We start from the raw sequence: 24644 nt of genomic DNA, 5'->3' as shown, positions 1-24644 counted from the left end.
ATCAGACCGAGGCCGAGCGCTGCACCGGCTGCGCCGCGGGGTGCATGTGCAGGTTGGCACCCTCGCCCGCCGGCGCGGGCTGGGCCGCCGGGCGCACGCCCGACAGCGCCGCCAGCACCTGGTCGCGCGGGCCGTCCAGCACCAGGCGCCCACCATCGACGACGACAACCCGCTGCACCAGCTCCAGCACCGCCGGCCGGTGGGTCACGACGACAAAGGTGCAGTCGGTCGCGGCGTCACGCAGCTGCCGCAGGAAGGCAATCTCCGACTGCGCATCCATCGAGCTGGTCGGCTCGTCCATCAACAAGATTTGCGGCCGGCCCACCAGCGCACGCGCCAGCGCCACCAGCTGCCGCTGGCCGCCCGACAGCATGCCGCCCATCTCGCCGACGGGCAGATCCCAGCCCATCGGGTGGCCGGCCACCACACGGTCCAGCCCGGTGAGGCGCGCCACCTCCACCAGCCGCTGCGAATCCAGCGGCCGGCCCATCAGCACGTTGTCGCGCAGCGTGCCGTTGAACAGCCGCGGCTCCTGCGACACGAAACCAATGCGCGAGCGGTACTCGGCCGGGTCGATCTGCCGCAGGTCGATCCCTTCGAGCTCCACCATGCCCTCGGTCGGCTGGTACAGGCCGGCCAGCAGGCGCAGGATGGTGGACTTGCCGCTGCCGATGCGGCCCAGCATCGCCACCCGCTCGCCGGCGCCGATGCGCAGCGACACGCCCTTCAACACCTTCGGCGCCTGCGCTTCCGTGGCCGGGTAGGCGAAGCCCACGTCGTTCAGGGCCATGCGCCCGGTGATCTGCGCCAGCGGGACGTAGTTGCGGCCGGCTTCGCGCTCGGTGGGCGCGGTCATCATCTGGTTCAGCGACACCATCGCCGCACGGGCACCCTGGTAGCGCGTGGCCAGCCCCACCACGCTGCTCAGCGGCATGGTGGCGCGGCCGGCGAACATCACCGCGCCCAGCAGCGCACCGGCGGTGATCTGGCCGTCCTGGATCAGGTACACGCCCCACACCAGCATGATCAGGTTGATCAGCTGCTGCACGGTCATGGTCAGGTTCATCGTCCAGCTGCTCATCGTGCGTGCGCGCAGGCCGGAGTCGGCCGCCACCGCCATGCTGTGCTCGTAGCGGTGCAGGAAGCGCCCTTCGGCGCCGGAGGACTTGAGGTCCTCCAGCCCCTCGATGGCTTCAACCAGCGTGCCGTGCAGGTCGGCGGATTCACGCATGTTCGTGCGCATGGCGCGCCGCAGCCGCCCCTGCAGCAGCAGGTTGAAGCCCACCACCAGCGGAATGGCGATGACCAGCACCCAGCCGAGCGGGCCGCCGATGACGAAGGTCATCGCGACGAAGATCAGGATGAACGGCAGATCGCTCAGCGCCGACATCGTGGCGGACGTGAAGAAGTCGCGCACCATCTCGATCTGCGCCAGGTAGTGCGCATAGGCGCCGGCCGACGGCGGCCGGTGCTCCATGCGCACGCCCAGCGCCTGGCGGAACAGCTTGGCACCGACGATCAGGTCCGTCTTGCGGCCGGCCAGGTCGATCAGGTGGGCGCGCAACTGCCGCGCGAACAGGTCGAAAAGCAGCGCTGCGGCGGCACCCACGGCGAGCGTCCACAGCGTCACCGTCGCCTGGTGCGGAATGACCTTGTCGTAGATGACCGACGTGACCAGCCCCGACACCAGCATCAGCACATTGCTGAGCAGCGCCGCCACCATGGCCGCGCGGTAGTAGGGCACGAAGCGCTTGAGCGCACTCCAGAGCCAGTGCGAGTCACCCAGTACCCCCTGGCCAGACTCGGCGGCGGCCTCGCGGCGCGACGCATCGGTGCCGAGCACCGGCGACGCCACCAGCAGGAAGCCGCTGAACTCCGGCTCCAGTTCGGCCGTCGTGGCCGGCACGGCGGCCGCCTCCGGCCCGGGGAACACCACCTCGTAGCGGCAACTGCCCGCCGCGACGGTGGTCGGGTCGTCCAGCCGGCGCACCAGCACGCAGGCATCGCCGCCATTGAGCAGCAGCACGGCCGGCAGCAGCAGGCCGTTGATCTCGTCGATGCCCTTGCGCAGCAGGCCGGCGTTGTAGCCCGCCTCGCGCATCAGGCGCACGGCGTCCGGCGGCGTCAGCACGCCTTCGGCGGGGAAGCCGGCGCGCAGCGAGGCCGTCGAGCGCGGGCGGCCGTGGTGGCCCGTCAGCCACGACAGGCTCTGCAGCAGCGGGTCGCCGATGCCCTGTTGCGACAGGTCATCCAGGCTTTCGGCGACCGGGTCCGGCGCCGGCGGCGGCTCACCGTTGGCCGCCAGGCGCAACCCCGGGCGCCCACCGGCGGGGGCGTCGAAGAAGGTGTCGTGGCGCTGGGGCATGCGGGGCGGGCGTCAGCGTGAGGCTCAGCGCTCGGCGCGGGCCTTCAGGGCCAGGCGCTCGAACTCGGCCTCAAGATCGCACACCATGGCCGGAATATCAAACAGCGGCGACTGGCGGCCGAACTCGCGCAGGTAGCGCTTGTACGACGCGGCGCGTGCCGGCTGCAGGCCGATCTGCACCGCCCTCGCCTCGTATTCCTCGATGCTGGTGGTGATGAGGTCGGGCAAGCCCACGGCCGTCAGCAGGCTGCCGGCCATGCGCGAGATGTAGCTGCGGCCCGAGCGCGTCAGCAGCGGCGTGCCCATCCACAGGCAATCGCTGGCGGTCGTGCCGGCGTTGTACGGGAAGGTGTCGAGGAACAGGTCGGCCACGGCGAAGCGCGCGAGGTAGTCGGCGGGCAAGGCGCGCGGCGCGAACACGAGGCGCGCCGGGTCGACCCCCTCCTGCGCCGCCACGCGGCTCAGGTTGGCCTTGGCGAAGTCGTTGTCCGCCAGCAGCCACAGCACGCTGCCCGGCACCTGGCGCAGCACACGCATCCACGTGCGCCAGACCGGCTCGCTCATCTTGTGGTTGTTGTTGAACGCGCAGTAGACGAAGCCCGACTCCGGCAGCCCGGCCTCGGCCCGGCTCGGCGGCACCGACGCCTCGCGCTTGCGGTCGCTGACCTGGTAGCAATGCGGCAGATAGATGGGCCGCTCGGTGTGATAGGGCAGCGACTGCGGCGGCATGACGTAGCGGTCGGCGATGATCCAGTCCACGCCAGGTAGCGCCGAGGTGGCCGGCAGGCCCAGGTAGCTGACCTGGATGGGCGCCGGCCGGTGGGCCAGGATGCCGGGACGCGCGCCGTTGGTGAGCCCCTGCAGATCCACCAGCACATCGATGCCGGCCTCCGCGATGCGCTGCGCCGCCTCGGCGTCGCTGAGCGCATGCAGCGATGTGTAGTGGTCCATCGCGGCACGCAGGCGCGCCTGCAGGGGCGTGCCGTCCTGCTTGCTCCAGCAGAAGGCATGCACCTCGAAGCGGCTGCGGTCGTGCAGTTCGTACAGCTCGGCCGTCAGCAGGCCGACGGCATGCATGCACAGGTCGCCGGACAGATAACCGACCTTGATGCGCCCCTCGCGCTGGCGCCCCTGGTGCAGCGCCGGCGCCTTGATCTTGGGCACCTTCTCGTACACGAAGCGCTGGGCCGACATGAGCTGCAGCGCGGGGTCGTCCGTCTCGTCCAGCATGGCCAGCAAGGACGTGCTGGTCAGCAGGTGGTTGTGGGTGACGTCACCAAAGGTCTCGTACACCGGCCAGGCGCATTGCTTCTGCCGCAGATGCACATAGTGCTGCGCGACATCGCTCTGGCGCGGGTCCAGCAGCAGCGACCGGCGCATCAGCGCCTCAGCCTGGTCGTAGCGGCGCAGCACTTCCAGCAGCCGGGCCGCGTTGTTCAGCGCATGCAGGTGCAAGGTGCGCACATCGGTGCCCACGCCCTGCGGCGACCCGTCTTCATACACCTCGCGCCACAGCGCGAGCGCCTCCTCCGAGCGCCCCTGGTGCTCCAGCTGGTGCCCGAGGTTGAGCTTGGCCTGGGCGAAGTTCGGCACGGCTGCCAGCGCGAGGCGGTAGACCCGCTCGGCCTCGCCGTGCTGGCGCAACTCACCCAGCACCGCGCCCCAGTTGAAGCAGGCGACATGCCGGAACGGCGTGTCGGTGTGCTCGACCCAGGTCTTGTAGAGCAGCGCCGCCGCCCCCAGCGCGCCCGCCGCCTGCAGGCGCGACGCGGCCTCCATCAGCTGGGGCAATGGCCACTGCCCGCCCCGGGCCTGCAGCAGCCACTGCTCGACGAGGGCGAGTCCTTGGGTCTCCGCGGCGGTAGGAGGTGTCATATCCATGGGGGAGGTTGATCTGATGGGATCTCCCCCAATTGTCCGGAGTTCGCCGGATCAACGCGACTGGAATTGGCGCCGGATTGCGTAGCTTTTCCCACCCGGGGCGAGTCCCGGGGCTCGCCCGCCCGCCGCGTCAGCCGCCGAGGTAGTCCAACTTGCCCAGCGGCACGCCGGCGTGGCGCAGCAGCGCGTACGTGGTCGTCGCATGGAAATAGAAGTTGGGCAACGCGAAATGCTGCAGATAGCTCAGCCCGTCGAACTTCAGCGGGTCGCCGACGCGGCGCGGGATGGTGATCTCGCGGCTCTCGCTGCCCGCAAACGCTGCGGCGGGCACCGACAGCACGAAATCGCGCGTCTTGCGGATGCGCTCGGCCAGGTCGTCCAGCGTCGCTTCGTCGTCCTTGTAGCTGGGCACGTCCTGGCCAGCCAATCGCGCGACGCAGCCCTTGGCGGCATCGCTGGCGATCTGGATCTGCTTGGTGAACGGCAGCATGTCGGGCGCCAGGCGCAGCGTCAGGTAGACGTCGGTCGAGAAGTTCTTGGCCGTGGCATGGGCCTTAGCGGCCTCCAGCCAGGTGAGCATGTTGCCCAGCATCTTGGCCAGGGCGGGCGCACTGGCCGAATGCATAGAAATCGTGGTCATGGGTTCGTTCCGTTGAGGGGAAAACAATCGTAGCCAGCCTGGCGGGAGGCTGCTGGCACCACAGGCACAATGCCCCACGATGTGACGCCCTTGCCTGCGGCGCCCACCGCCTGTGCGGCTCCGGGCGGCCCGCACAGGCCCCGACCATGAATGTGATCATCCTCGATGACTACCAAGACGCCGTTCGCAAGCTGCGCTGCGCGTCCAAGCTGGAGCCACTGAACGCCAAGGTGTTCACCAACACGGTCAAAGGCATCGGTCAGCTGTCCGTGCGCCTGCGGGACGCCGAGGTGCTCGTGCTGATCCGCGAACGCACCGCCTTCCCCCGTCAACTGCTGGAAAAACTCCCCCGGCTCCGGCTCATCTCGCAGACCGGGCGCGTGGGCAGCCACATCGACGTGGACGCCTGCACGCGACTGGGCATCGCCGTCGCCGAAGGCGGGGGCAACCCGGTGGCGCCGGCCGAACTGACCTGGGCGCTGATCATGGCCTCGATGCGCCGGCTGCCACAGTACATCGGCAACCTCAAGCATGGCGCCTGGCAGCAGGCGGGGCTCAAGGCGGCGTCCATGCCCGCCAATTTCGGCGTGGGCATGGTGCTGCGCGGCAAGACGCTGGGCATCTGGGGCTACGGCAAGATCGGCCAGCTCGTGGCCGGCTACGGCCGCGCGTTCGGCATGGACGTGCTGGTCTGGGGCAGCGAGGCTTCGCGGCAGCGCGCCCTGGCGGACGGTTATCGCGCGGCGCACAGCCGCGAGGCCTTCTTCGGCGAGGCCGACGTCGTGTCGGTGCACCTGCGCCTGTGCGACGCGACCCGCGGCATCGTCACGCCCGAAGACCTTGCGCAGATGAAGCCGACGGCGCTGTTCGTCAACACCTCGCGCGCCGAGCTGGTGACCGAGGGCGCGCTCGTCTCGGCACTCAACCGCGGCCGCCCGGGCATGGCCGCCATCGATGTCTTCGAGAGCGAGCCCATCCTGCAAGGCCACCCCCTGCTGCGGCTGGAAAACGCCGTCTGCACGCCGCACATCGGCTATGTCGAGCAGGACAGCTACGAGCTGTATTTCGACGCCGCGTTCGACAACGTGCTGAACTTCCTGAAGTCCCAGCCCACGCACATCATCAACCCCGAGGCGCTGAAGGTCCACCGGTGAACCGCCCGGCCAGTCTCACCGCACTGTTCCTGGCCTTCTCGCGCCTGGCGCTGCAGGGCTTTGGCGGCGTGCTGGCCGTGGCGCAGCGCGAGCTCGTGGAGCGTCTGGGCTGGATGACCCGCGAGGAATTCGTGGAGACACTGGCCATCGCCCAGGTGCTGCCGGGCCCCAATGTGGTCAACCTGTCGATGATGGTGGGCGACCGGTTCTTCGGTACGCGCGGCGCCATGGCCGCGCTGGCCGGCATGCTGGCCGCGCCCGCCGTCATCGTGCTGTGCCTGGCGGCGGCCTACGGCCAGCTGCATGCGCACCCGGTGGCGGCCAACGCGCTGCGCGGCATGGGCGCGGTGGCCAGCGGCCTGGTGCTCGCCACAGGCTTCAAGCTGCTGCCGGCACTCAACAAGAGCCCACTCGGGAAGCCGGCAGCCTTCGGCCTGGCGCTGGCGGCCTTGGTGCTGATCGGCGTGCTGCGTTGGCCGCTGATCGGCGTGCTGGCACTCGTGGGCGGCGCCGGCATGGCGCTGGCCTGGTGGCGCATGAAATGAACACCGCCGCCTGCGCAGGCCTGTTCCTGCACTTCCTGATGCTGTCGCCGATGTCCATCGGCGGCGCGATCACGACGGTACCGGAGATGCACCGCTACCTCGTCGAGCAGACCGGCTGGCTGAGCGACACCGACTTCACGACCTCCATCGCGCTGGCCCAGGCAGCGCCCGGCCCGAACATCTTGTTCGTCGCCGTGCTCGGCTGGAATGTCGCGGGCCTGCCCGGCGCCATCGCGGCCATGGGCGGCATCATGCTGCCGTCGACGCTGCTGACGCTCTCCGCCACGCGCTGGGCACGGGCGAATCGCGAGCACCTGGCGGTGCGGGCGTTCTCGGCCGGCATTATGCCGCTGACGTTGGGCCTCATCATCGCCACCGGCTGGCTGCTCGCGCAGCCCTTCCTGCGCGCCGACGACCATCGGTGGGGCACCGTGGCGCTGATCGCCACCACGGTGCTGCTGACGCTCAAGACGCGACTGGGCCTGGTCTGGATGGTGCTGGGCGGCGGCGTCCTGGGCGTTCTGGGCCTCGTGTAGCCCACCCAGGCGCAAGCGCGTCAGGCCATCAACAGCGCCGCAAGCGCCAGCAACGCCGGCACGCCCTGCACGAACAGGATCTTGCGTGACACCGTCAGCGCGCCATAGACGCCCGCCACGATGACGCAGCCCAGGAAGAACACCAGCCACGGCCGGCCGGCGCTGCCGGCGTCCTGCACGAGGCCCCACAGCAGGCCTGCGGCCAGAAAACCGTTGTAGAGCCCCTGGTTGGCGGCCAGCGTCTTGCTCTGCTCGGCGAAATCGGCCTTGAGCCCGAAGGCCTTGCGGCCCAGCGGCTTGGTCCAGAAGAACATTTCCAGCACCAGGAAATACACGTGCAGCAGCGCCACCAGCGCCGCCAGCACGATGGCCGCGATCAACATCACCCGTCTCCTCGTCATTCAAATGGACGCGCATCCTCGCAGATCGGCCCATGGCCGATGTCGCCACGTCGACACACACGGCGGCGAAGATGCCGACGTGCAGGCACCGCCATCGACCAAAAACCACAATGATTGTGTGCAATTTAATTTGCAACTATATTTTCAGTCATGAACTCCGGCAAGGCCTCCACCCCAGACGACAGCCGCGCGCAATGGCTACAGCTGGACCATCAGCTGTGCTTCGCCCTCTACAGCAGCTCGCTGGCGATGACGAAGCTCTACAAGCCGCTGCTGGCGCCGCTGGGGCTGACCTACCCGCAGTACCTGGTCATGCTGGTGCTGTGGGAGGCCGACGGCCTGAGCGTCGGCCAGATCGGCCAGCGTCTGTCGCTGGACTCGGGCACGCTGACGCCACTGCTCAAGCGGCTGGAGCAGCAAGGCCTGGTCGAGCGCCGCCGCGCCAGCGACGACGAGCGGCGGGTCGACCTGCTGCTCACGCCCGCCGGCCGCGGCCTGCGCACCCAGGCGCTGGACATCCCCGAACAACTGGCCTGCGCCAGCGCCTGCGAGCTGGATGAACTCGTGTCGCTCACGCAGCGTCTGCATGAACTGCGCCAGCAGCTGGCGAAGGCCGCCGGCAGTTGACCGTTGGTTGACCGTTTCCTGTTCCCGTTCCCCAACCCACCCCAAGGAGCCCTCATGGCCATCGAAAAATCCCTCTACACCGCCACCGCCACCGCCACCGGCGGCCGCGCCGGCACTGCCAAGTCGTCCGACGGCGCGCTGGACGTGGTCCTGACCACGCCCAAGCAACTCGGCGGCGACGGCGCCCCCGGCACCAATCCCGAGCAGCTGTTCGCGGCCGGCTATTCGGCTTGCTTCATCGGCGCGCTGAAGGCCGTCGCCGGCCGCCAGAAGCTCAGCCTGCCGGCGGACGTCTCCATCACGTCCGACGTCGGCATCGGCCCTCACGCCAACAAGCCGGGCGCCTTCGGCATCTCGGTCGACATGAAGATCTCCGTGCCGGGCCTGGCCCGCGACGTGGTTGAGCAACTCGTGGCCGCAGCCCACGAGGTCTGCCCCTACTCCAACGCCACGCGCGGCAACGTGGACGTCACGCTGACCATCGTCTGATCAGCGCGCCAGCAAGGCCAGGATCAGCTCGACCCTGGCCTTGACCGGGCTCAACGCGCCGGCCGCCGGCAACAGGCCGGGCAGGTCCATCACCGGCCCGGCATCGCAGCGGGTGCTGCGCACGACGCGCACACCCCGGGCCTGTGCCTCGCGCAGCGCCGCGTCGAGCGACGTGCTCAAGGTGCCATTGCCCGTGCCGGCGGCCACCAAGCCGTCGACGCCTGCATCCAGCAGCGCACGCACCATGCGGCCGTCTGCGCCGGCATGGTTGAACACCATCTCCACCCTCGGCCAGTGCTCGACATCCGTCGCCACCCGCTCCAGGCCCAGGGCCGCGCCGGCGGGCCAGCGCCCCAGAGGGCGCACAACACCCTCCTCCACCCGCGCCACCAGCGCGCCGTCCGACGACTCGAAGGCGTCGACGCGGTAGCTGTGGGTCTTGCGCACCTGCACGGCATCGTGCACCCGCCCCGCGATCGCCACGACGACGCCGGCAGCCCCCGGCGCAGCCGCCACCTGCACGGCGTCGAACAGATTCTGCGGCCCATCGGGCGCGAGCGCCGTGGCCGGCCGCATGGCGGCCGTCAGCACCACCGGCTTGGCCGGCGCCAGCACGCGGTGCAGGAAATAAGCCGTCTCCTCCAGCGTGTCGGTGCCATGCGTGATGACGACACCGGCCACCTCCGGCCGCGCCAGATGCTGGTGCACGGCGCTGGCCAGCCGCTGCCAGGTGGCGAAGTCCATGTCCTTGCTGTCCAGCTGGGCCACTTGATGGGCCTCCAGGCGCTGTGCCGCGAGCGCCGGCACCGCCGCCAGCAGGTCCTCCACCCGGAGCTGTGCGGCCGTGTAGCCCACGCCATCGCTGGCCGTGCGCGCCGTGCCGGCGATGGTGCCGCCGGTGCCCAGAATGACGATCAAACGGTCATGGGTTTGCAATTTGCGAGATTCCTGGACAAAAATACAGTTGCTGGACAAATTGCCAGCCATACGAAAAGGCCGCCTGTGCAAGACCAACCCAAGCTTACCGCCCGCCAGCAGCAGATCTTTGATCTCGTCCGCAACGCGATCGCAAGCACCGGCGCTCCGCCCACCCGCGCCGAAATCGCCGCCGAGCTCGGTTTCAAGTCGGCCAATGCGGCCGAGGAACACCTCCAGGCCCTCGCGCGCAAAGGCATGCTCGAACTGGTGGGCGGCACCTCGCGCGGCATCCGCCTGAAGTCGGACGCGCTCAGCGCCTTGAATCGCGCGCGCCAGATCCAGCTGCCCATCCCTGCCCTCGCCCAGCTGACACTGCCGCTGATCGGCCGCGTCGCCGCCGGCGCGCCCATCCTGGCGCAGGAACACATCGAACAGACCTACGCCGTGGAGCCCAGCCTGTTCGCCAGCCGCCCCGATTACCTGCTCAGGGTCAAGGGCATGAGCATGAAGGACATCGGCATCCTCGACGGCGACCTGCTCGCGGTCCAGTCGGCCAAGGAGGCCCGCAACGGCCAGATCGTCGTGGCCCGCCTGGGCGACGAAGTCACCGTCAAGCGCTTCAAGCGCGGGCCAGCGGGCATTCAGCTGCTGCCCGAGAACGCGGATTTCGAACCCATCCTCATCGACGAGCGCACCGAGCAGTTCGCCATCGAAGGCCTGGCCGTCGGCCTGATTCGCGGCCGAGGCTTCAACTGAACACTCACACAGGCATCGCAAGACGTTTTGAGCAGCGCTTGACGAGCGCCGCAGCGGCCGGCGCTCCGTAGATCGTCGATCCGAGCGCCCTTCAGTCGCCGCCCCCGCCGCAGCCGGAACCACAACTCGACCCGCAGCTCGAACCGCTGCTGGCATCCGAGCTCGCATCGCAGGCGTCGCTGGAGCCCGCATCGCTCCAGTCACCGCCGCCGGTGCTGCCACTGTCACTCCCCTGGCGGCGACGCTCCTCGGCCTTCAGCTCCGCGTCGGTCATCAGCCCCAACGCGACCAGGCCGCCGCCGGCGATACCCGCATGCATGACGACGCTGCCGGCCGGGCGGCCAAAACCGTCGATCTGCTGGTGCGCCAGCGTGCCGCGCCGGTGCTGGTAGGCCCAGCCGGTCGGCACGCCCACCCAGCCATCCAGCGCGAACATCAGCGGCAGGCGTGGCCCGAGCGGGCTGATGCCCTCGCTGCGGCAGGCGCCCACCCAGCTCCGGGCCAGACAAGCCTCCAGCGGCTCACCGAGTGCCTGCGCTTCGCGGTGCTCGACGACCTGGCCAAAACAGCGCTGCTGCCAGTGCGCCAGGCCTGCGGGGTCGGTCTGCAACCAGACATGCCACACCGAATCGGCCGCCTTGCTCGGCAATGCGCAGGGGCCGCTGGCCTGCTGCCGCCGGCAGACATCGAAGAACTGGGCCAGCCCCAGCGAACACCGCAGCCATGCCGCGTCGTCGATCGCCAGGCCAGGAAATTCGTCGGGCGCCAGCCGCGCCCAGGCCGCACGCACCTCCGGCGGGATGCGGCCGGCGGCGACGCTCGCAACGGCGTAGCGCCGGCGCAGCACCCGGGCCCGGCCGGGCTCGGCCCGTCGGGCCCACCAGTGGCGAATGCGTGTGGGAAGGTTGAACGTTGTTGTCGTTGTTGTGTTGTTCATGGCGCCAGTCTTTGACATGCAGATGACACTGCGATGACACCATGAAAAAAGCCCGCCGAAGCGGGCTGAAAAAGCCGTCAGGAGTTGACGTTGACGGCGGGAAATCAGCGTGCTGCCGGTCGATCAGCCGTGCTTGGCGTCGAAGAACTGTTCGTCTTCGGTCGACCCCTTCAGCGCCGCCGTGGAAGCCTGGGCTTCAATGGTGGTGGTCACGGCGTCGAAGTAGCCGGTTCCGACTTCGCGCTGGTGCTTGACCGCGGTGAAGCCCTTCTCGGCGGCGGCGAATTCAGCCTCCTGCAGCTCGACGAATGCGCTCATCTGATGACGCGCGTAGCCGTGCGCCAGGTTGAACATCGAGTAGTTCAGGCTGTGGAAGCCGGCCAGCGTGATGAACTGGAACTTGTAGCCCAGCGCACCCAGCTCGCGCTGGAACTTGGCGATCGTGGCGTCGTCCAGGTTCTTCTTCCAGTTGAACGACGGCGAGCAGTTGTAGGCCAGCAGCTTGCCGGGGAACTTGGCATGGATGGCGTCGGCAAACGCCTTGGCATAGGCCAGGTCGGGCTTGCCGGTCTCGCACCAGATCAGGTCGGCGTACGGCGCATAGGCCAGGCCGCGGCTGACCGCCTGGTCGAGGCCGTTCTTCGTGCGGTAGAAGCCTTCCACGGTGCGCTCGCCGGTGCAGAACGGCTTGTCGTTGTCGTCGATGTCGCTGGTGACCAGGTCGCCGGCTTCGGCATCGGTGCGGGCGACCAGCAGCGTGGGCACGCCCATGGTGTCGGCCGCGAGGCGCGCCGCGACGAGCTTGGCCACGGCTTCACGCGTGGGCACCAGCACCTTGCCGCCCATGTGGCCGCATTTCTTGGCGCTGGCCAGTTGATCCTCGAAGTGCACCCCGGCGGCGCCGGCCTCGATCATGGCCTTCATCAGCTCGAAGGCATTCAGCACGCCGCCGAAGCCGGCTTCGGCGTCGGCCACGATGGGCGCGAAGAAGTCGATGTCGTCCTTGCCTTCGCTCCACTGGATCTCATCGGCGCGCTTGAACGTGGCGTTGATCTTCCTGACGACCTTGGGCACCGAATCCACGGAGTAAAGCGACTGGTCGGGATACATCTCGCCGTTGCTGTTGGCGTCGCCCGCCACCTGCCAGCCGGACAGGTAGATGGCCTTCAGGCCGGCCTTCACCTGCTGCATCGCCTGGTTGCCCGTCAGCGCGCCGAGCGCGTTGACGAAGGGCTCGCTGTTGACGAGGCCCCACAGCTTCTCGGCGCCACGCTTGGCCAGCGTGTGCTCGATGTCGATGGAGCCGCGCAGCCGCACGACATCGGCAGCGCTGTAGCCGCGCGTGATGCCCTTCCAGCGCGGGTTTTCGGCCCAGTCCTTCTCGAGGGCGGCGATCTGTTGTTCACGGGTCAGGCGGGTCATGAGAGCTCCTTGGCAAACGTTGAAAACCGATGACGTAAGACTAGTCCCGCACGTGCCGGTCGAAAACCCTCAAGTCTTGTAGAAGACAAAAAACTTTCTTGTTAAAAAACAATAACTTGTCTGCAACATTTCAAATCGCAAAAGTGGTTTTGCCATAATGAGAAATATTGCGGCACCGCAGCAATCGGACTTTTCACCATCCAAAAGGTCACTTTCGAATCGTGAGAGCGGTCAGCCGCAGAATCGCGCCCATGACGCAGCTTCAAACCCCTCGGCTACGGCTGGAACCCCTATCCCAGCAGCACTTCGATGCGCTGCATCGCCTCAACCGCGACCCGGTGGTCATGCGGCACATCACCGGCCGGCCCGACACGCCACAGGACACGCAGGACATGATCGACCGCGTGCAGGCGCGCTGGGCGGAGTTCGGCTATTCCTGGTGGGCCTTCATGCGCCAGGAAGACGGCGAGCTGATCGGCTGCGGCTGCATCCAGCACCTCAACCGTGACCCGGCCGGCCCACTGGAGACCGGCTGGCGCCTGCGGCAGGACGCCTGGGGTCAGGGCTATGCGAGCGAGGCCGCACGTCACATGGTGGGCTGGGCGTTCGCCACCCTGGCGCCCGAGCAGATCTGCGCCGTCTGCCGCCCCGAGAACACGCCCTCCTCCACCGTCATGGAACGCCTGGGCATGCAATTCACCGGCACCGGTCGCTGGTACGACATGGATTGCCGGCGCTATGACATCACCGCGGCTCAGTGGGCCGCCAGCGCCGCCAAGACGCGCTACGACGCTGAGGCATAGTTCGCGCTATCTCTACTTTCACCTGCAGGAGGAACCATGGCCAACACCGAACAACGCAGCAACAAGATGACCAAGAAGCCCAAGAAGGACGCGCCCCAGGGCAAGTCCGCGGGCTCTGACCGCCCGGTCGCACCGATGACGTCGGTGATCCCGAAGGGCAAGGAAGCCAAGAAGAACAAGTAAGCCGACCCGCTGGCCGGCGGCGGCCTACAGCCCGCCGATGAAGTAGCGCTTCAGGCCGGCCAGCACCATCTCGACGGCAATGGCCGTCAGCACCAGCCCCATCAGCTTCTCCAGGGCCGACACGACCGAGTCGCCCAGCAGCTTGCGGATGCGGTCGGCCAGCACCAGCACCAGGCCTGACACCAGCAGCGCCGTGCTGAGCGCGCCAATCCATTCATAGATGCGATCGGGCTGCCGCGACGCGAGCAGCAACACGGTCGCCATCGCCGACGGGCCCGCCAGCAGCGGCACCGCCAGCGGGAAGATGAAGGGCTCCTTGCCGGGCTCCATGCCATAGGCCGACTCGCCCGAGGCGCCGAAGATCATGCGGATCGCGATGATCATCAGGATGACGCCGCCGGCCACCTCCAGCGAACGCTCCGACAGGTGCATGACGCTCAGGAAGCTGTCGCCCAGGAACATGAAGGCGAACAGCACGACAAACGCGATGCCGACTTCCCGCACCGCCACGCGCGTGCGCCGCTCGGGCGGCACGTTGCGCATGATGGGAATGAAGACAGGCAGGCTGCCGAGCGGGTCGAGCACGAGCAGCAGGAGGATCAGGGCGGAGAGAAAACTGTGGTCCATCCGCCCGGATTGTCCGCGACGACCTCAGAACCTGTAGTGAGCCCGCGCGAAGTAGGACGCGCCGTTGAGGCCGAACTGCACGCTGTCGTAATAGAAGCCGTTGTCGGTCTCGTACGGGTCCTGGCGGGTCGGCTTCACATTGAAGACGTTGTTGCCACCGACGCTCAATTTCAGCGCAGGCGTGGCCTGCCAGCTCATGCCCAGGTCCATCGAGGCCTTGGGCTTGTATTTCAGCAAGACGCCGTCGGTGAACCCGCCCTGGGTCTGCTTGCCGAAGTGGATGATCTTGGCCTCGCCCGTCCAGGCGCCCTGCGCATACTCGAAGCCCAGCGTGCCCTTCATGCGCGGGCCGGCCTCCTCGATGAACAGGCGCTCCCGCGTGGACAGCAGCACGTCCTCGTAACCCTGCAGCGCGGCTGGCGCATTGCGGGCGGTGACCGTCGTGCGGCTGACGTTCAGCGCCAGGAAGGTGCTCAGCTGGCCGGCGCCGACCTTGGCCCGGGTGGAGGCAGTCAGGTCCAGCCCCCGGGTGCGCGTGTTGACCGAGTTCACGAAGAACTGCGCCTGGCCCACGCCCAGCCCCTGCAGGATGGTGCCGAGCGCCGGATAGTTGTCGGCGTCGAAGCGGCCCGACAGCACGATTCGGTCCTTGATGTTGATCTGGTAAAGGTCGGCGGTGATGGCCGTGTCGGCGTCGGGCTTGACGGTGAAGCCGACGGACAGGTTCTTGGCCTTCTCCTGCTTCAGCGCCGGCACGCCCGCGGCGTTGGCGATCTTGCTGCCGTTGGGCGCCAGCACGACGTCCAGCGGCTGGCCACTGATGAAGTCGGTGAATGTGGACGAGAAGTAGAGCTGCTGCAGGCTGGGCGCGCGGAACCCCGTGCTGGCGGCGCCACGCAGCATCAACGCCTTGCCGAGCTTGTAGCTACCGGCCAGCTTGGCCGTCGTCGCGGAGCCGAAGTCGCTGTAGTGCTCGGCACGCACCGCGGCATCCACGGTCAGCGATGGCGTGAAACTGGCTTCCCAGTCGGCATACAACGCCTGGCTGTTGCGACTGCGGTTCGTCGCATCGCCCGGCTGGAAGCCAGGGAAGCCCTGGCTGCCGGCATTGCCACCGAACCCGACGCCGTCGGCGTCGATGTAGGAGCCCGGCTCGCCAGCGACGATGTCGTATTTCTCCTTGCGGTACTCGGCGCCGAAGGCGATGTTGCTGCCGCCCAGCAGGTCGGGGAAGAAGCGGCTGACGTCGAAGTTCGTCGTCGCTTGGCTGAAACCGAAGCCGCCGGCGTCGAAGCTCGTCGCGCTGACGCCCTTGCCGCCGTTCAGCAGATCCTGGTTGGCGATGGACGCATTCAGCGTGTTGCTGATGTTGTAGCGCATCTTGTTGGAGCCATAGGTCTGCGACAGGTCGGTGTCCCAGCCGGCGAAGGCCGACTTCCAGCCGACGCTGACATAGCGGTCCTGCACGTCGCCGTTGATGAATGGCACGAAGCCGTCCGGGTACATCGCGGCCGAGTTGCGGTCAGGAATGTCGCCGGAGCCCACGCCGCCACGCGCCCAGGCGCCCGAGGAGGCGTCGCGGTCCTGAGCGCCGGCCGTCAGGTAGAGCTTGTTGTCGCCGGCCAGCGGGAACTCGCCGTTCAGGTAGAGCGTTTTGTTCTTGACCGCGGTGTCGCCGATGGTGCGGGGGCCGACCAACTCGTCGTTGGGATCGTTGCGGTTGGAGCGGCCGCGGTCCTGCCACTCGCCGGTGATGCCCAGCGTGCCGCCGGCCAGCTTCACGCCGCAGTAGGCGGAGGCCAGGTAGTTCTTGCCGTCACCGGCCGAGTATTGGCCGTAGCCCGCCACGGCCTCGCAGCCGACCTTCTTCTTCAGCTGGATGTTGAGCACGCCGGCGATGGCGTCCGAGCCGTACTGCGCCGCGGCGCCGTCGCGCAGCACCTGCACGTTGTCGATGGCCAGCAGCGGCAGCGAGTTCATGTCGGTGCCCGTCGCGCCGCGGTTGCGCGCGCCGAAGATGTTGACCAGCGCCACCGTGTGGCGGCGCTTGCCGTTGACGAGCACCAGCGTCTGGTCCGAACCCAGGCCACGCAGTGCGGCGGAGTCGATCAGGTCGGCGCCGTCCGCACCGGTCTGGCGTGTGGAGTTGAACGACGGCGACAGGTATTGCAGCGTCTGCGCCAGGTCGAACTGCCCACCACCCTCGGCCAGCTTGTCCATCGCATAGACATCCACCGGCACCAGCGTGTCGGTGCTGGAGGCGGCCGGCAGCGTCTTGCGTGAGCCGACGACGCTGACACGTTCAAGGCTGGTCGTCTCCTGGGCGATGGCGGCGGTGGCGGCGCACAGGCACAGGGCGGCGAAGGCTGTCGGCAGCAGGCGGGTAGCGTGCATCGAGAACTCCGTGAAGTTGTGTGATGGCGGCGGAGTTTGCCCCTGAGCACCCTGACACACGGCGTCGCTGTTGTGGGCCGCCGACAGGGGTCAACCCCGCTTCCGGCCACCCGCACGGCCGCACGTACGCGGGATGCAACACGACGGCGCAGGCGCTGCGACACGATGATGCAGACCTGCGCCAATATGGTGACTTCACGCGGCTGGATGGCTGGAATTCGCCCCAAACGCGGGATGAATGCGGGATGCGACCGCCGTCAACCGGCAATTGTTCCTAGCACCAATAACGCCTTGTCGCGTGAACATTCTTTGGCCACGCTACAGCGCGCCCCATCACGCGGCAAGCTCGGCGGCTCAGCCCCGCGGGTGGTGCGCCGCGTGCAGGGCCTTCAGGCGTTCACGCGCCACGTGCGTGTAGATCTGCGTCGTCGACAGGTCGGCGTGCCCCAGCAGCAGTTGCACGGCTCGCAGGTCGGCGCCATGGTTGAGCAGGTGCGTGGCGAACGCATGCCGCAACGTATGCGGTGACAAAGGCGCCGTGATGCCCGCCGCGAGCGCGTGTCGCTTGATCAGCGTCCAGAACATCTGGCGCGTCATGCCAGCGCCCCGCCCGGTGACGAACAAGTCGTCGCTGCTCTGCCCGGCCAGGATCTCCGCTCGGGCTTCCCGCAGATAGCGCGTCATCCAGTCGCGCGCATGCTCGCCGAACGGCACGAGGCGGCTCTTGCTGCCCTTGCCGGTCACGTGCAGCACCGCGTCCTTGAAGGCGACATGCGCACTCTTGAGCGTGACCAACTCGCTGACGCGCAGCCCGCTGGCATACATCAGCTCCAGCATCGCGCGGTCGCGCAAACCGAGCGCGGTATTCACATCGGGTGCGGCCAGCAAGGCGCTGACCTGCGCCTCGCTCAGCAGCTTGGGCACCCGCAACGGCTGCTTGGCGGCCGTGAGCTTGAGCGTCGGGTCGGCCTGGATGCGCCCCTCGCGCAACGCCCAGCGGAAGTAGCGCTTGAAGACCGACAGCCGCCGGTTGGCACTCGTGGCCTTGACGGCAGGCCGCGCCACGGCGTATTCCAGCAGGCGCGCCTCGGTGCAGGCGTCCAGCGGCGTCGGCGCCAGCCAGATGGCCAGCGCCGCCAGGTCGCGGCGGTAGGCCGCCTGCGTGTTGGCACTCAGGCCGTCTTCCAGCCACAGCGCCTCGATGAAGGCCTCGATGCCTGCGTCAGTCAAGCTTGAGCTTCTGCAGCGCCACGACCTTCTTGTAGACCTCGAATTCCGCAGCGATCTGCGCTGCGAATTCGGCCGGCGAGTTGGCCAGGATGATGGAGCCGGTGTCCTCGATGCGCTTGCGCACGTCGGGGATCTCGACCGCCTTCTTCATCGCGGCGTTCACCTTGTCCACCACCTCCTTGGGCAGGCCCTTGGGGCCGTGGATGCCGTAGAAGGCCATGCGGTTCACCGGCTCCAGCCCCACTTCCTGGAAGGTGGGCACATTGGGCAGCGAAGGCACGCGGCGCGACGACGCGACGACGATGGGGATGAGCCGGCCGTCCTTGATGAAGGGCAGTGCCGACGGCAGGTTGTCGAAGATCATCGGCACCTGGCCCGCGACGGTGTCGTTCAGGGCCGGGCCGGCGCCCCGGTAAGGGATGTGCAGCACGAACACGCCCGCCAGCGTCTTGTAGAGCTCCATCTGCAGATGGCCGATGCCACCGGTGCCCGACGTCGAGTAGCTGTGCTTGCCCGGGTTCTTCTTGAGCTCGGCGACGAAGGACTTGTAGTCGCGCGCCGGAAAGCTCGGGTGCACGGCAATCACATTGGGTGTGGCCGCCACGTTGATGACGGGCGTGAAGTCCGTCAGCGGGTTGTAGGCGATCCGGGGGTTGATGGCCGGATTGGCCGCCGTCGTGGAGACGGTCGCCACGCCCAGCGTGTAGCCGTCGGCCGCGGCGCGGACGATCTCCATCGCGCCCACGGTGCCACCGCCACCGGCCTTGTTCTCGACCACCATGGTCTGGCCGAGCAGCCCGTTCATGCGCTCGGACAGGATGCGGGCAATGATGTCCGTCGTGCCACCGGGTGCGAACGGCACGATCAGCCGCACCGGCTTGGCCGGGTAGCCATCGGCCCAGGCGAGCGGACTCAGGGAAGCGAGCGCGGCGGCTTGAAGAACGGAACGGCGTTGCATGGAGTCGGTCTCCTTGACGGGTAATGGTCAGCGGGCCCCGGCTGATTCGCCGGGCTTGTGAGCTGCATGCTAGCCCGGCTGGCCCAGCAGTCCGGCGCGAAGCCGGGCGTCGCTGTTGTGATCGCCGATGAAGACCTTCAGGAATGCGGTGTAGAAGTCATGTCCTTCCACCGGCTTGCCCCAGACCTTGCCGTTGACGGCCAGCACCGTGCCGCCCTGTGCGGGCAGGTAGTCAATGGTCAGCAGATCGCCCTTCTTGACGCGCCCGACATCGCTGATCGACGCATTGAACTGCTTCACGCGCGCCTCCAGCGCGGCCCGCTCGGCCTCGGTGCAGTTGCGGCTGACCCCTTTGTTGATAGCCTTCACGAACTCCTGCGTCGACACATCTTTTACAAGTGGAATCACAATGCGCATCTCCAGCCGCTTCGGCCCCTCCTGCGCATAGATCGCGTCAGGCGCCGACGCCTTTTGCGGCAGATACAACGCCGCCAAGTACAGCGGATAGATCGCCACTTGCCGCTTGCCGGTGCCGTTCAGCGCCAGCGCGCTGCCGCCGAGCTTGAGCGTGTCGACGAACTCCTGTCCTTCGTATTGCACGGCCCAGGCCGGCATGGCGGCGGCAGCGATCACGGTCATCAACAAGACTCGGCGGGACAGGGACATGCGAAACACTCCATCAACAGGCAATCACGATAGCGCAGCAGCGCCCCTTGCTGTTGACACGACGTGTAGGACTCGGGCCGCCAGCGGCGTCGGCAGGCGCCCACCGCAGCGTGCGGCCTCTCAGGCCAGCGCCCAGTCGATGTGCTCGCTCACCAGCTCGTCCGCCCCGGCCTGCGCGCGCGTCAACGCCTGCCGCAGGGCGGCATCCTCGCGCTGACGCAATGCATTCCCGGCCGCGACGGCCAGGTTGCGCTGCCAGCGCGCAAAGCCGATGCGCCGGATGGCCGAGCCCTCGGTGCGGCGCAGGAACTCGGCCTCGCTCCACCCGAGCAACTCGGCGATGGACGTGCCCGCCATGCCCGGCCGCACGTCGAAATCGGCCAGCACGGCCGGCTTGGCGAACTTGTTCCACGGGCACACCAGCTGGCAGTCGTCGCAGCCGTAGATGCGGTTGCCCAGGCGCGGGCGCAGCTCGACGGGGATGGGGCCGTCATGCTCGATCGTCAGGTAGGAGATGCAGCGCCGCGCGTCGACCCGGTAGGGCGCGATGATGGCCGCCGTCGGGCACACATCCATGCACGCCCGGCACTCGCCGCAGTGCGACGTCACCGGCTCGGTCACCGGCAGCGCCAGGTCGATGAAGATCTCGCCGAGGAAGAACATCGAGCCGGCATCGCGATGCAGCGTCAAGGTGTGCTTGCCGCGCCAGCCCAGGCCCGAGCGCGACGCCAGCTCCACCTCCAGCACGGGCGCGGAGTCGGTGAACACGCGAAAGCCCAGCGGGCCGACGTCCGCCGCCAGCCGTTCCGCCAGCTTCTGCAGGCGCTGGCGCAAGACCTTGTGATAGTCCCGCCCCCGCGCGTAGATCGAGATCTGCGCCTGGCGCGGCTCGCCCAGGCCGGCCCACTCCACCTCGCGCCACCCGGGCTCGGTGCCCGCCGGAAGATAGTCCATGCGTGCCGTGACGACGCGCAAGGTGCCCGGCACCAACTCCGCCGGCCGCGCGCGCTTCATGCCATGCGCGGCCATGTAGTGCATGCGGCCGTGGTGGCCGGCGTCCAGCCAGGCCTGCAATCCCGGCTCGGCACTGCGCAGGTCCACATCGGCCACGGCGATCTGTGAGAATCCCAGTTCACGAGCCCAGCCGCGCAAACGGTTCAACAGCGCGGCGGCATCGACAGTGGACGGGACCTCTTGCATTTGCCTGCGATTTTAGAAACCGATCTCCTGTGGCCCGACGAGGCCGCGGCCCAGGCCACCGCTGACAAGCTCGCGGCGGCGCTGCTGCCCTCCCCCAACGCCGTCATCGAACTGCACGGGCCGCTCGGCGCCGGCAAGACGACGTTCACGCGCCTGCTGCTGCGCGCGCTGGGCGTGCAGGGGCGCATCAAGAGCCCCAGCTATGCCGTCATGGAGAGCTACGAACTGCCCGGCGGCGGCACGGCCAGCCATTTCGACTTCTACCGCTTCGGCGACCCGCGCGAGTGGGAGGACGCCGGCTTTCGCGACGTCTTCGCCGCGCCGGGCCTGAAGCTCTGCGAATGGCCCGAGAAGGCCGCCGGGCAGTTGCCGCCGGCCGACCTGCAGCTGCACATCGACCTGCTGCCGGACGACCGCCGCCAGGTGCACGTGGCCGGTCTCGCGCGACTCGTGAAGGCCCTGTCATGCGCATGAAGCCGGCACCGCGCCACGCCGCCCGCACCGCGCTGCTGACACGCCGCAGCTCGCTGGGCGCCCTCGCACTCCTACTGAAAGCCCCCACGTCGCTGGCGGCCGGCAGCGAAGCCAGCATCGTCGCCGTGCGTGTGTGGCCGGCCGCCGACTACACGCGGGTGACCATCGAGTCCGACCGCCCCCTGGTCGCGCGGCACTTCACCGTCAATGCGCCGGAGCGGCTGGTCATCGACATCGACGGCCTGACCCTCAACCCCGACCTGCGCGAACTCATCGGCAAGGTCAAGGCCGACGACCCCTACATCGGCGGCGTGCGCGTCGGGCAGAACACGCCGACCGTCGTGCGCATCGTGCTGGACCTCAAGCAGCCGGCCGCGCCGCAGGTGTTCACGCTGGCGCCGATCGCGGCCTACAAGCACCGGCTGGTGCTGGACCTGCACCCCGTCGTGGAGGCGGACCCGCTGGTCGCCCTCGTCCAGGAACAGGACAAGGCGCCGGCTGCCGCCCGCCGCGCCGAGGCGGCCGCCAGCGCCGTCAACGACGCGCTGGAGGACCTGATCCTGAAGATCGAGCGCCCGGCCGCGCCGTCGGCCAAACCCCTGCCCCCTGCCCCGGCCCCCGCGGCTTCGGCGCCCGCTGCGCCGGCCTCGGCCGCCCCGCGCCCGCCCGCGCCCCCGGCCGGCAAACCGCCGGCGGTGGACAGCCTCATCGTCATCGCGCTGGACCCCGGCCATGGCGGCGAGGACCCCGGCGCCGTCGGCCCGTCGGGCTTGAAGGAGAAGGACGTCGTGCTGGCCGTGGGCCTCAAGCTGCGCGAGCGACTCCAGACCAATCCCAACATCCGGGTGCTGATGACCCGTGACGCCGACTTCTTCGTGCCGCTGCAGGACCGCGTGCGCAAGGCCCGGCGCGTGCAGGCCGACCTGTTCGTCTCCATCCACGCCGATGCGTTCTTCACGCCGCAGGCGCGCGGCGCGTCCGTCTTCGTGCTCAGCGACGGTGCCGCCAGCAGCGCCGCCGCGCGCTGGATGGCCAACCGCGAGAACGCCGCCGACATGGTGGGCGGCGTGAACGTCGGCGCCGCCACCAAGGATGCCAACGTGCTGCGCGCGCTGCTGGACATGAGCACCACGGCGCAGATCAAGGACAGCCTCAAGCTCGGCGGTGAAGTGCTCTCGCAGATCGGCAAGATCGGCAAGCTGCACAAGGTCAAGGTGGAGCAGGCCGGCTTCGCCGTGCTGAAGGCGCCCGACATCCCCAGCATCCTGGTCGAGACCGCCTTCATCTCCAACCCGGAGGAGGAGAAGAAGCTGCGCGACCCGGCCTACCAGGACCAGCTCGTCGACGCGCTGGCGTCCGGCATCGCGAAGTACTTCGCCAAGAACCCGCCGATGGTGCGCAAGCGCAGCACCTCGCTGTGAGGCGAGGCCTGCGGTTGTCCGGCTACGCGGCTACGGCCGCAGGATGGCGCTGCCGGTGAGCCGCCGCGCTTCCAGGTCGCGGTGCGCCTGCGCCACGTCGGCCAGCGCATAGCGCTGGTCGATGCGGATCTTCACGGCGCCGCTGGCCACCACCGAGAACAGCTCGTCGCCCATCGCCTGCGTGGCTTCCCGCGTGGCGATGTGGGTGAACAGCGTGGGCCGGGTCACGTAGACCGAACCCTTGGCCGCCAGCGTGCCGACGCTGAAGGCCGGCACCGGCCCGGACGCCGCGCCGAAGCTGGCCAGCAGCCCGAACGGCGCCAGGCTGTCGAGCGAACCTTCCCAAGTGTCGGCGCCCACCGAGTCGTAGACCACCTTCACGCCACGGCCGCCGGTGATGTCACGCACCCGGGCCGCGAAGTTCGGCTCGCGGCGGTAATTGATGGCATGCGCCGCGCCGTGCGCCAACGCCAGTTCGCATTTCTCGTCGCTGCCGGCCGTGCCGATGAGCTGCAGCCCGAGCGCCCGGGCCCACTGGCAGGCGATCAGGCCCACGCCCCCGGCGGCCGCATGGAAGAGCACGAAGTCGCCCGCCTGCAGCCCGCCCTGCGGCAGCGTGCGGCGCAGCAGATATTGCACCGTCAGTCCCTTGAGCATCATGCCGGCGGCGGTCTCGAAGTCGATGCTGTCGGGCAGCTTCAGCACCGACTTGGCCGGCATCACGCGCGCTGTCGCGTACGCGCCCGGCGGCTGGCTGGCGTAGGCCGCGCGGTCGCCGGCCTTCAGGTGGGTCACGCCCTCGCCCACAGCCTCGACGATGCCGGCCCCCTCCATGCCCAGCCGGGCCGGCAGCGGCAGCGCGTAGGCGCCGCTGCGGTGGTAGACGTCGATGTAGTTGAGGCCGCAGGCTTCATGGCGGATGCGGATCTCGCCCGGGCCCGGCGCCCCGACGTCCACGGCCACCAGCTTGAGCTGCTCCGGCCCACCCGGGGTCTCGATGACCACCACCTTCTCGTTCATTGCCCATCTCCAGTTCAATGCGTGCCGGCGGCTGTCGTCGACACCGCCACAGTCGGCTATCGTGCCAGCCCTTTGCCCCACCCGCAGACCCCGATGAAGCTGACCCCACGACTGGCGTTGCTGCTGACCCTGCCACCGCTGCTGTGGGCCGGCAATGCGGTCGTCGGCCGGCTGGTGCGCGACGCCATCGCGCCGCTGACGCTGAACGCGCTGCGCTGGGGGCTGGCGCTGCTGCTGCTGGCCCCACTCGCCTGGCCGCTGCTGCGCCACCCGGGCGCGGCGCTCCAGCGCTGGCGCGGCCTGGCCGTGCTGGGCTTCCTGGGCATGGGTTGCTACAACGCGCTGCAATACCTGGCCCTGCACACCTCGTCGCCGCTGAACGTGACCCTCATCACCGCCAGCCTGCCGGTCTGGATGCTGGGCGTCGGCGCGGTGTTCTACGGCGTGAAACCGCAGCGCCGCCAACTGGCAGGCGCCGCCCTGTCACTACTGGGCGTGGCGCTGGTCATCGCGCGCGGCGACCCGGCTGCGCTGCTGGCCGTGCGCTTCGTGCCGGGCGACCTGCTGATGCTGGTGGCCATCTTCAGCTGGGCCATCTATTCGTGGATGCTGGCCCGGCCGCCTGCCGGGCTGCGGCCCGGCGAGCGGCCCGACTGGAACTGGGCCGAGTCGCTGATGTCGCAGCTGATGTTCGGCGCCGTGTTCTCCGCCGTGTCGGCCGGCGTGGAGCAGACCATCGCGCCCACCCCCATCCACTGGAGCCCTGCGCTGATCGCCGCACTCGCCTACGTGGCCATCGGCCCGTCGCTGATCGCCTACCGCTGCTGGGGTGTCGGCGTGGCCGAGGCCGGGCCGGCGCTGGCCGGCTTCTTCGTCAACCTGACGCCAGTGTTCGCCGCGCTCATCTCGGCCGTGCTGCTGGGCAGTGCGCCGGCCTGGTATCACGGTGCGGCGTTCGCGCTGATCGTGGCCGGCATCCTCGTCTCGTCGCGCTGAA

Annotated in this window: 25 protein-coding genes; 11 read left to right on the top strand and 14 right to left on the bottom strand. The window is 68.7% G+C overall.

The window, feature by feature from the left end; genetic code table 11:
* Position 1 precedes the first annotated feature (1 nt).
* From ACG00X_RS09800 to ACG00X_RS09790, 3 genes are all read right to left on the bottom strand, one after another.
* The gene (locus tag ACG00X_RS09800; RefSeq protein ID WP_394487959.1) at positions 2–2365 is read right to left on the bottom strand and encodes a type I secretion system permease/ATPase; all 2364 of its coding nucleotides are present in this window, start codon (positions 2363–2365) and stop codon (positions 2–4) included.
* 24 nt (positions 2366–2389) lie between these two features.
* Complete coding sequence (locus ACG00X_RS09795; RefSeq protein WP_394487958.1) at positions 2390–4246, bottom strand: O-linked N-acetylglucosamine transferase, SPINDLY family protein; 1857 nt, start codon at positions 4244–4246, stop codon at positions 2390–2392.
* A gap of 130 nt (positions 4247–4376) precedes the next feature.
* A complete protein-coding gene (locus tag ACG00X_RS09790; RefSeq protein ID WP_394487957.1) occupies positions 4377–4886 on the bottom strand; it encodes a DUF1993 domain-containing protein in 510 nt (169 codons plus the stop codon).
* Positions 4887–5032: 146 nt separating this feature from the next.
* Between ACG00X_RS09790 and ACG00X_RS09785 the strand changes: the two genes are divergently transcribed.
* The 3 genes from ACG00X_RS09785 to ACG00X_RS09775 are packed head-to-tail and all read left to right on the top strand — an operon-like array spanning position 5033 to position 7121.
* Positions 5033–6040 (top strand): D-2-hydroxyacid dehydrogenase family protein, encoded by a 1008-nt coding sequence (locus ACG00X_RS09785; RefSeq protein WP_394487956.1) that lies wholly within the window; start codon positions 5033–5035, stop codon positions 6038–6040.
* Positions 6037–6585, top strand: a complete 549-nt coding sequence (locus ACG00X_RS09780; RefSeq protein ID WP_394487954.1) for a chromate transporter — start codon at positions 6037–6039, stop codon at positions 6583–6585. The genes ACG00X_RS09785 and ACG00X_RS09780 overlap by 4 nt, the downstream gene beginning before the upstream one ends.
* Entirely contained in the window at positions 6582–7121 is a 540-nt protein-coding gene (locus ACG00X_RS09775; RefSeq protein WP_394487953.1) for a chromate transporter, read from the top strand. The genes ACG00X_RS09780 and ACG00X_RS09775 overlap by 4 nt, the downstream gene beginning before the upstream one ends.
* Before the next feature lie 20 nt (positions 7122–7141).
* On the opposite strand, the gene ACG00X_RS09770 is transcribed toward ACG00X_RS09775, so the two are convergent.
* On the bottom strand, positions 7142–7504 hold the full coding sequence (locus ACG00X_RS09770; protein WP_394487951.1) for a DUF1304 domain-containing protein: 363 nt from the start codon (positions 7502–7504) through the stop codon (positions 7142–7144).
* A 168-nt stretch (positions 7505–7672) separates the two neighbouring features.
* Between ACG00X_RS09770 and ACG00X_RS09765 the strand changes: the two genes are divergently transcribed.
* Both ACG00X_RS09765 and ACG00X_RS09760 read left to right on the top strand, forming a co-directional pair.
* On the top strand, positions 7673–8149 hold the full coding sequence (locus tag ACG00X_RS09765) for a MarR family winged helix-turn-helix transcriptional regulator (RefSeq protein WP_394487950.1): 477 nt from the start codon (positions 7673–7675) through the stop codon (positions 8147–8149).
* A 54-nt stretch (positions 8150–8203) separates the two neighbouring features.
* Positions 8204–8638, top strand: a complete 435-nt coding sequence (locus ACG00X_RS09760) for an organic hydroperoxide resistance protein (protein ID WP_394487949.1) — start codon at positions 8204–8206, stop codon at positions 8636–8638.
* Here the strand turns inward: ACG00X_RS09760 and ACG00X_RS09755 are convergent, their stop codons facing one another.
* Entirely contained in the window at positions 8639–9556 is a 918-nt protein-coding gene (locus tag ACG00X_RS09755; RefSeq protein ID WP_394487948.1) for an asparaginase, read from the bottom strand.
* An 84-nt stretch (positions 9557–9640) separates the two neighbouring features.
* Here ACG00X_RS09755 and lexA point away from each other — a divergent pair, with 84 nt between their 5' ends.
* Positions 9641–10312, top strand: coding sequence for a transcriptional repressor LexA (gene lexA / locus ACG00X_RS09750; RefSeq protein WP_394487947.1), 672 nt, complete (start codon positions 9641–9643; stop codon positions 10310–10312).
* A gap of 91 nt (positions 10313–10403) precedes the next feature.
* Here lexA and ACG00X_RS09745 read toward each other — a convergent pair whose 3' ends face one another.
* Together ACG00X_RS09745 and aceA are read right to left on the bottom strand one after the other, a co-directional pair.
* Positions 10404–11249, bottom strand: a complete 846-nt coding sequence (locus ACG00X_RS09745) for a hypothetical protein (RefSeq protein WP_394487946.1) — start codon at positions 11247–11249, stop codon at positions 10404–10406.
* 123 nt (positions 11250–11372) lie between these two features.
* Complete coding sequence (gene aceA, locus ACG00X_RS09740; protein ID WP_394487944.1) at positions 11373–12671, bottom strand: isocitrate lyase; 1299 nt, start codon at positions 12669–12671, stop codon at positions 11373–11375.
* 251 nt (positions 12672–12922) lie between these two features.
* Between aceA and ACG00X_RS09735 the strand changes: the two genes are divergently transcribed.
* A complete protein-coding gene (locus ACG00X_RS09735; protein ID WP_394487943.1) occupies positions 12923–13474 on the top strand; it encodes a GNAT family N-acetyltransferase in 552 nt (183 codons plus the stop codon).
* A 36-nt stretch (positions 13475–13510) separates the two neighbouring features.
* Complete coding sequence (locus ACG00X_RS09730; protein WP_394487942.1) at positions 13511–13657, top strand: hypothetical protein; 147 nt, start codon at positions 13511–13513, stop codon at positions 13655–13657.
* 24 nt (positions 13658–13681) lie between these two features.
* Here ACG00X_RS09730 and ACG00X_RS09725 read toward each other — a convergent pair whose 3' ends face one another.
* From ACG00X_RS09725 to queG, 6 genes are all read right to left on the bottom strand, one after another.
* On the bottom strand, positions 13682–14284 hold the full coding sequence (locus tag ACG00X_RS09725; RefSeq protein WP_394487941.1) for a MarC family protein: 603 nt from the start codon (positions 14282–14284) through the stop codon (positions 13682–13684).
* Positions 14285–14308: 24 nt separating this feature from the next.
* Complete coding sequence (locus ACG00X_RS09720; protein WP_394487940.1) at positions 14309–16678, bottom strand: TonB-dependent receptor plug domain-containing protein; 2370 nt, start codon at positions 16676–16678, stop codon at positions 14309–14311.
* 354 nt (positions 16679–17032) lie between these two features.
* Positions 17033–17908 (bottom strand): site-specific tyrosine recombinase XerD, encoded by an 876-nt coding sequence (gene xerD / locus ACG00X_RS09715; protein ID WP_394487938.1) that lies wholly within the window; start codon positions 17906–17908, stop codon positions 17033–17035.
* Entirely contained in the window at positions 17901–18866 is a 966-nt protein-coding gene (locus tag ACG00X_RS09710) for a tripartite tricarboxylate transporter substrate binding protein BugE (protein ID WP_394487936.1), read from the bottom strand. Before ACG00X_RS09710 ends, xerD begins: the two co-directional genes overlap by 8 nt.
* 69 nt (positions 18867–18935) lie before the next feature.
* Complete coding sequence (locus tag ACG00X_RS09705) at positions 18936–19532, bottom strand: chalcone isomerase family protein (protein ID WP_394487935.1); 597 nt, start codon at positions 19530–19532, stop codon at positions 18936–18938.
* Positions 19533–19652: 120 nt separating this feature from the next.
* Positions 19653–20732 carry a tRNA epoxyqueuosine(34) reductase QueG gene (gene queG / locus ACG00X_RS09700; RefSeq protein WP_394487934.1) on the bottom strand — a complete coding sequence of 360 codons (1080 nt, stop codon included), beginning with the start codon at positions 20730–20732 and terminating at the stop codon, positions 19653–19655.
* Here queG and tsaE point away from each other — a divergent pair.
* Together tsaE and ACG00X_RS09690 are read left to right on the top strand one after the other, a co-directional pair.
* Positions 20727–21206 (top strand): tRNA (adenosine(37)-N6)-threonylcarbamoyltransferase complex ATPase subunit type 1 TsaE, encoded by a 480-nt coding sequence (gene tsaE, locus ACG00X_RS09695; RefSeq protein ID WP_394487932.1) that lies wholly within the window; start codon positions 20727–20729, stop codon positions 21204–21206. The two genes, queG and tsaE, sit on opposite strands and share 6 nt — an antisense overlap.
* Positions 21197–22627, top strand: a complete 1431-nt coding sequence (locus ACG00X_RS09690) for an N-acetylmuramoyl-L-alanine amidase (RefSeq protein ID WP_394487930.1) — start codon at positions 21197–21199, stop codon at positions 22625–22627. Before tsaE ends, ACG00X_RS09690 begins: the two co-directional genes overlap by 10 nt.
* Before the next feature lie 30 nt (positions 22628–22657).
* Here the strand turns inward: ACG00X_RS09690 and ACG00X_RS09685 are convergent, their stop codons facing one another.
* The gene (locus tag ACG00X_RS09685) at positions 22658–23647 is read right to left on the bottom strand and encodes a quinone oxidoreductase family protein (protein ID WP_394487929.1); all 990 of its coding nucleotides are present in this window, start codon (positions 23645–23647) and stop codon (positions 22658–22660) included.
* A 93-nt stretch (positions 23648–23740) separates the two neighbouring features.
* Between ACG00X_RS09685 and ACG00X_RS09680 the strand changes: the two genes are divergently transcribed.
* Positions 23741–24643, top strand: a complete 903-nt coding sequence (locus ACG00X_RS09680) for a DMT family transporter (RefSeq protein WP_394487928.1) — start codon at positions 23741–23743, stop codon at positions 24641–24643.
* Position 24644 lies beyond the last annotated feature (1 nt).

The sequence above is a fragment of the Pelomonas nitida genome, from assembly GCF_043555975.1.
GTDB classification, from domain to species: domain Bacteria; phylum Pseudomonadota; class Gammaproteobacteria; order Burkholderiales; family Burkholderiaceae_C; genus Pelomonas; species Pelomonas nitida.
The sequence above is the reverse complement of the archived record's forward strand: the minus strand, read 5'-3'. Positions and strand labels throughout refer to the sequence as shown.

Excerpts from the sequence above, each read along its gene's own strand:
- aceA (WP_394487944.1), bottom strand. The coding sequence starts at position 12,671 with ATGACCCGCCTGACCCGTGAACAACAGATCGCCGCCCTCGAGAAGGAC.
- ACG00X_RS09765 (WP_394487950.1), top strand. The coding sequence starts at position 7,673 with ATGAACTCCGGCAAGGCCTCCACCCCAGACGACAGCCGCGCGCAATGG.
- ACG00X_RS09760 (WP_394487949.1), top strand. The coding sequence starts at position 8,204 with ATGGCCATCGAAAAATCCCTCTACACCGCCACCGCCACCGCCACCGGC.
- ACG00X_RS09680 (WP_394487928.1), top strand. The coding sequence starts at position 23,741 with ATGAAGCTGACCCCACGACTGGCGTTGCTGCTGACCCTGCCACCGCTG.
- ACG00X_RS09705 (WP_394487935.1), bottom strand. The coding sequence starts at position 19,532 with ATGTCCCTGTCCCGCCGAGTCTTGTTGATGACCGTGATCGCTGCCGCC.
- ACG00X_RS09790 (WP_394487957.1), bottom strand. The coding sequence starts at position 4,886 with ATGACCACGATTTCTATGCATTCGGCCAGTGCGCCCGCCCTGGCCAAG.
- ACG00X_RS09770 (WP_394487951.1), bottom strand. The coding sequence starts at position 7,504 with ATGTTGATCGCGGCCATCGTGCTGGCGGCGCTGGTGGCGCTGCTGCAC.
- ACG00X_RS09775 (WP_394487953.1), top strand. The coding sequence starts at position 6,582 with ATGAACACCGCCGCCTGCGCAGGCCTGTTCCTGCACTTCCTGATGCTG.
- ACG00X_RS09690 (WP_394487930.1), top strand. The coding sequence starts at position 21,197 with ATGCGCATGAAGCCGGCACCGCGCCACGCCGCCCGCACCGCGCTGCTG.
- ACG00X_RS09745 (WP_394487946.1), bottom strand. The coding sequence starts at position 11,249 with ATGAACAACACAACAACGACAACAACGTTCAACCTTCCCACACGCATT.
- ACG00X_RS09710 (WP_394487936.1), bottom strand. The coding sequence starts at position 18,866 with ATGCAACGCCGTTCCGTTCTTCAAGCCGCCGCGCTCGCTTCCCTGAGT.
- ACG00X_RS09725 (WP_394487941.1), bottom strand. The coding sequence starts at position 14,284 with ATGGACCACAGTTTTCTCTCCGCCCTGATCCTCCTGCTGCTCGTGCTC.
- ACG00X_RS09800 (WP_394487959.1), bottom strand. The coding sequence starts at position 2,365 with ATGCCCCAGCGCCACGACACCTTCTTCGACGCCCCCGCCGGTGGGCGC.
- ACG00X_RS09795 (WP_394487958.1), bottom strand. The coding sequence starts at position 4,246 with ATGGATATGACACCTCCTACCGCCGCGGAGACCCAAGGACTCGCCCTC.
- queG (WP_394487934.1), bottom strand. The coding sequence starts at position 20,732 with ATGCAAGAGGTCCCGTCCACTGTCGATGCCGCCGCGCTGTTGAACCGT.
- ACG00X_RS09685 (WP_394487929.1), bottom strand. The coding sequence starts at position 23,647 with ATGAACGAGAAGGTGGTGGTCATCGAGACCCCGGGTGGGCCGGAGCAG.
- ACG00X_RS09720 (WP_394487940.1), bottom strand. The coding sequence starts at position 16,678 with ATGCACGCTACCCGCCTGCTGCCGACAGCCTTCGCCGCCCTGTGCCTG.
- ACG00X_RS09735 (WP_394487943.1), top strand. The coding sequence starts at position 12,923 with ATGACGCAGCTTCAAACCCCTCGGCTACGGCTGGAACCCCTATCCCAG.
- ACG00X_RS09785 (WP_394487956.1), top strand. The coding sequence starts at position 5,033 with ATGAATGTGATCATCCTCGATGACTACCAAGACGCCGTTCGCAAGCTG.
- ACG00X_RS09730 (WP_394487942.1), top strand. The coding sequence starts at position 13,511 with ATGGCCAACACCGAACAACGCAGCAACAAGATGACCAAGAAGCCCAAG.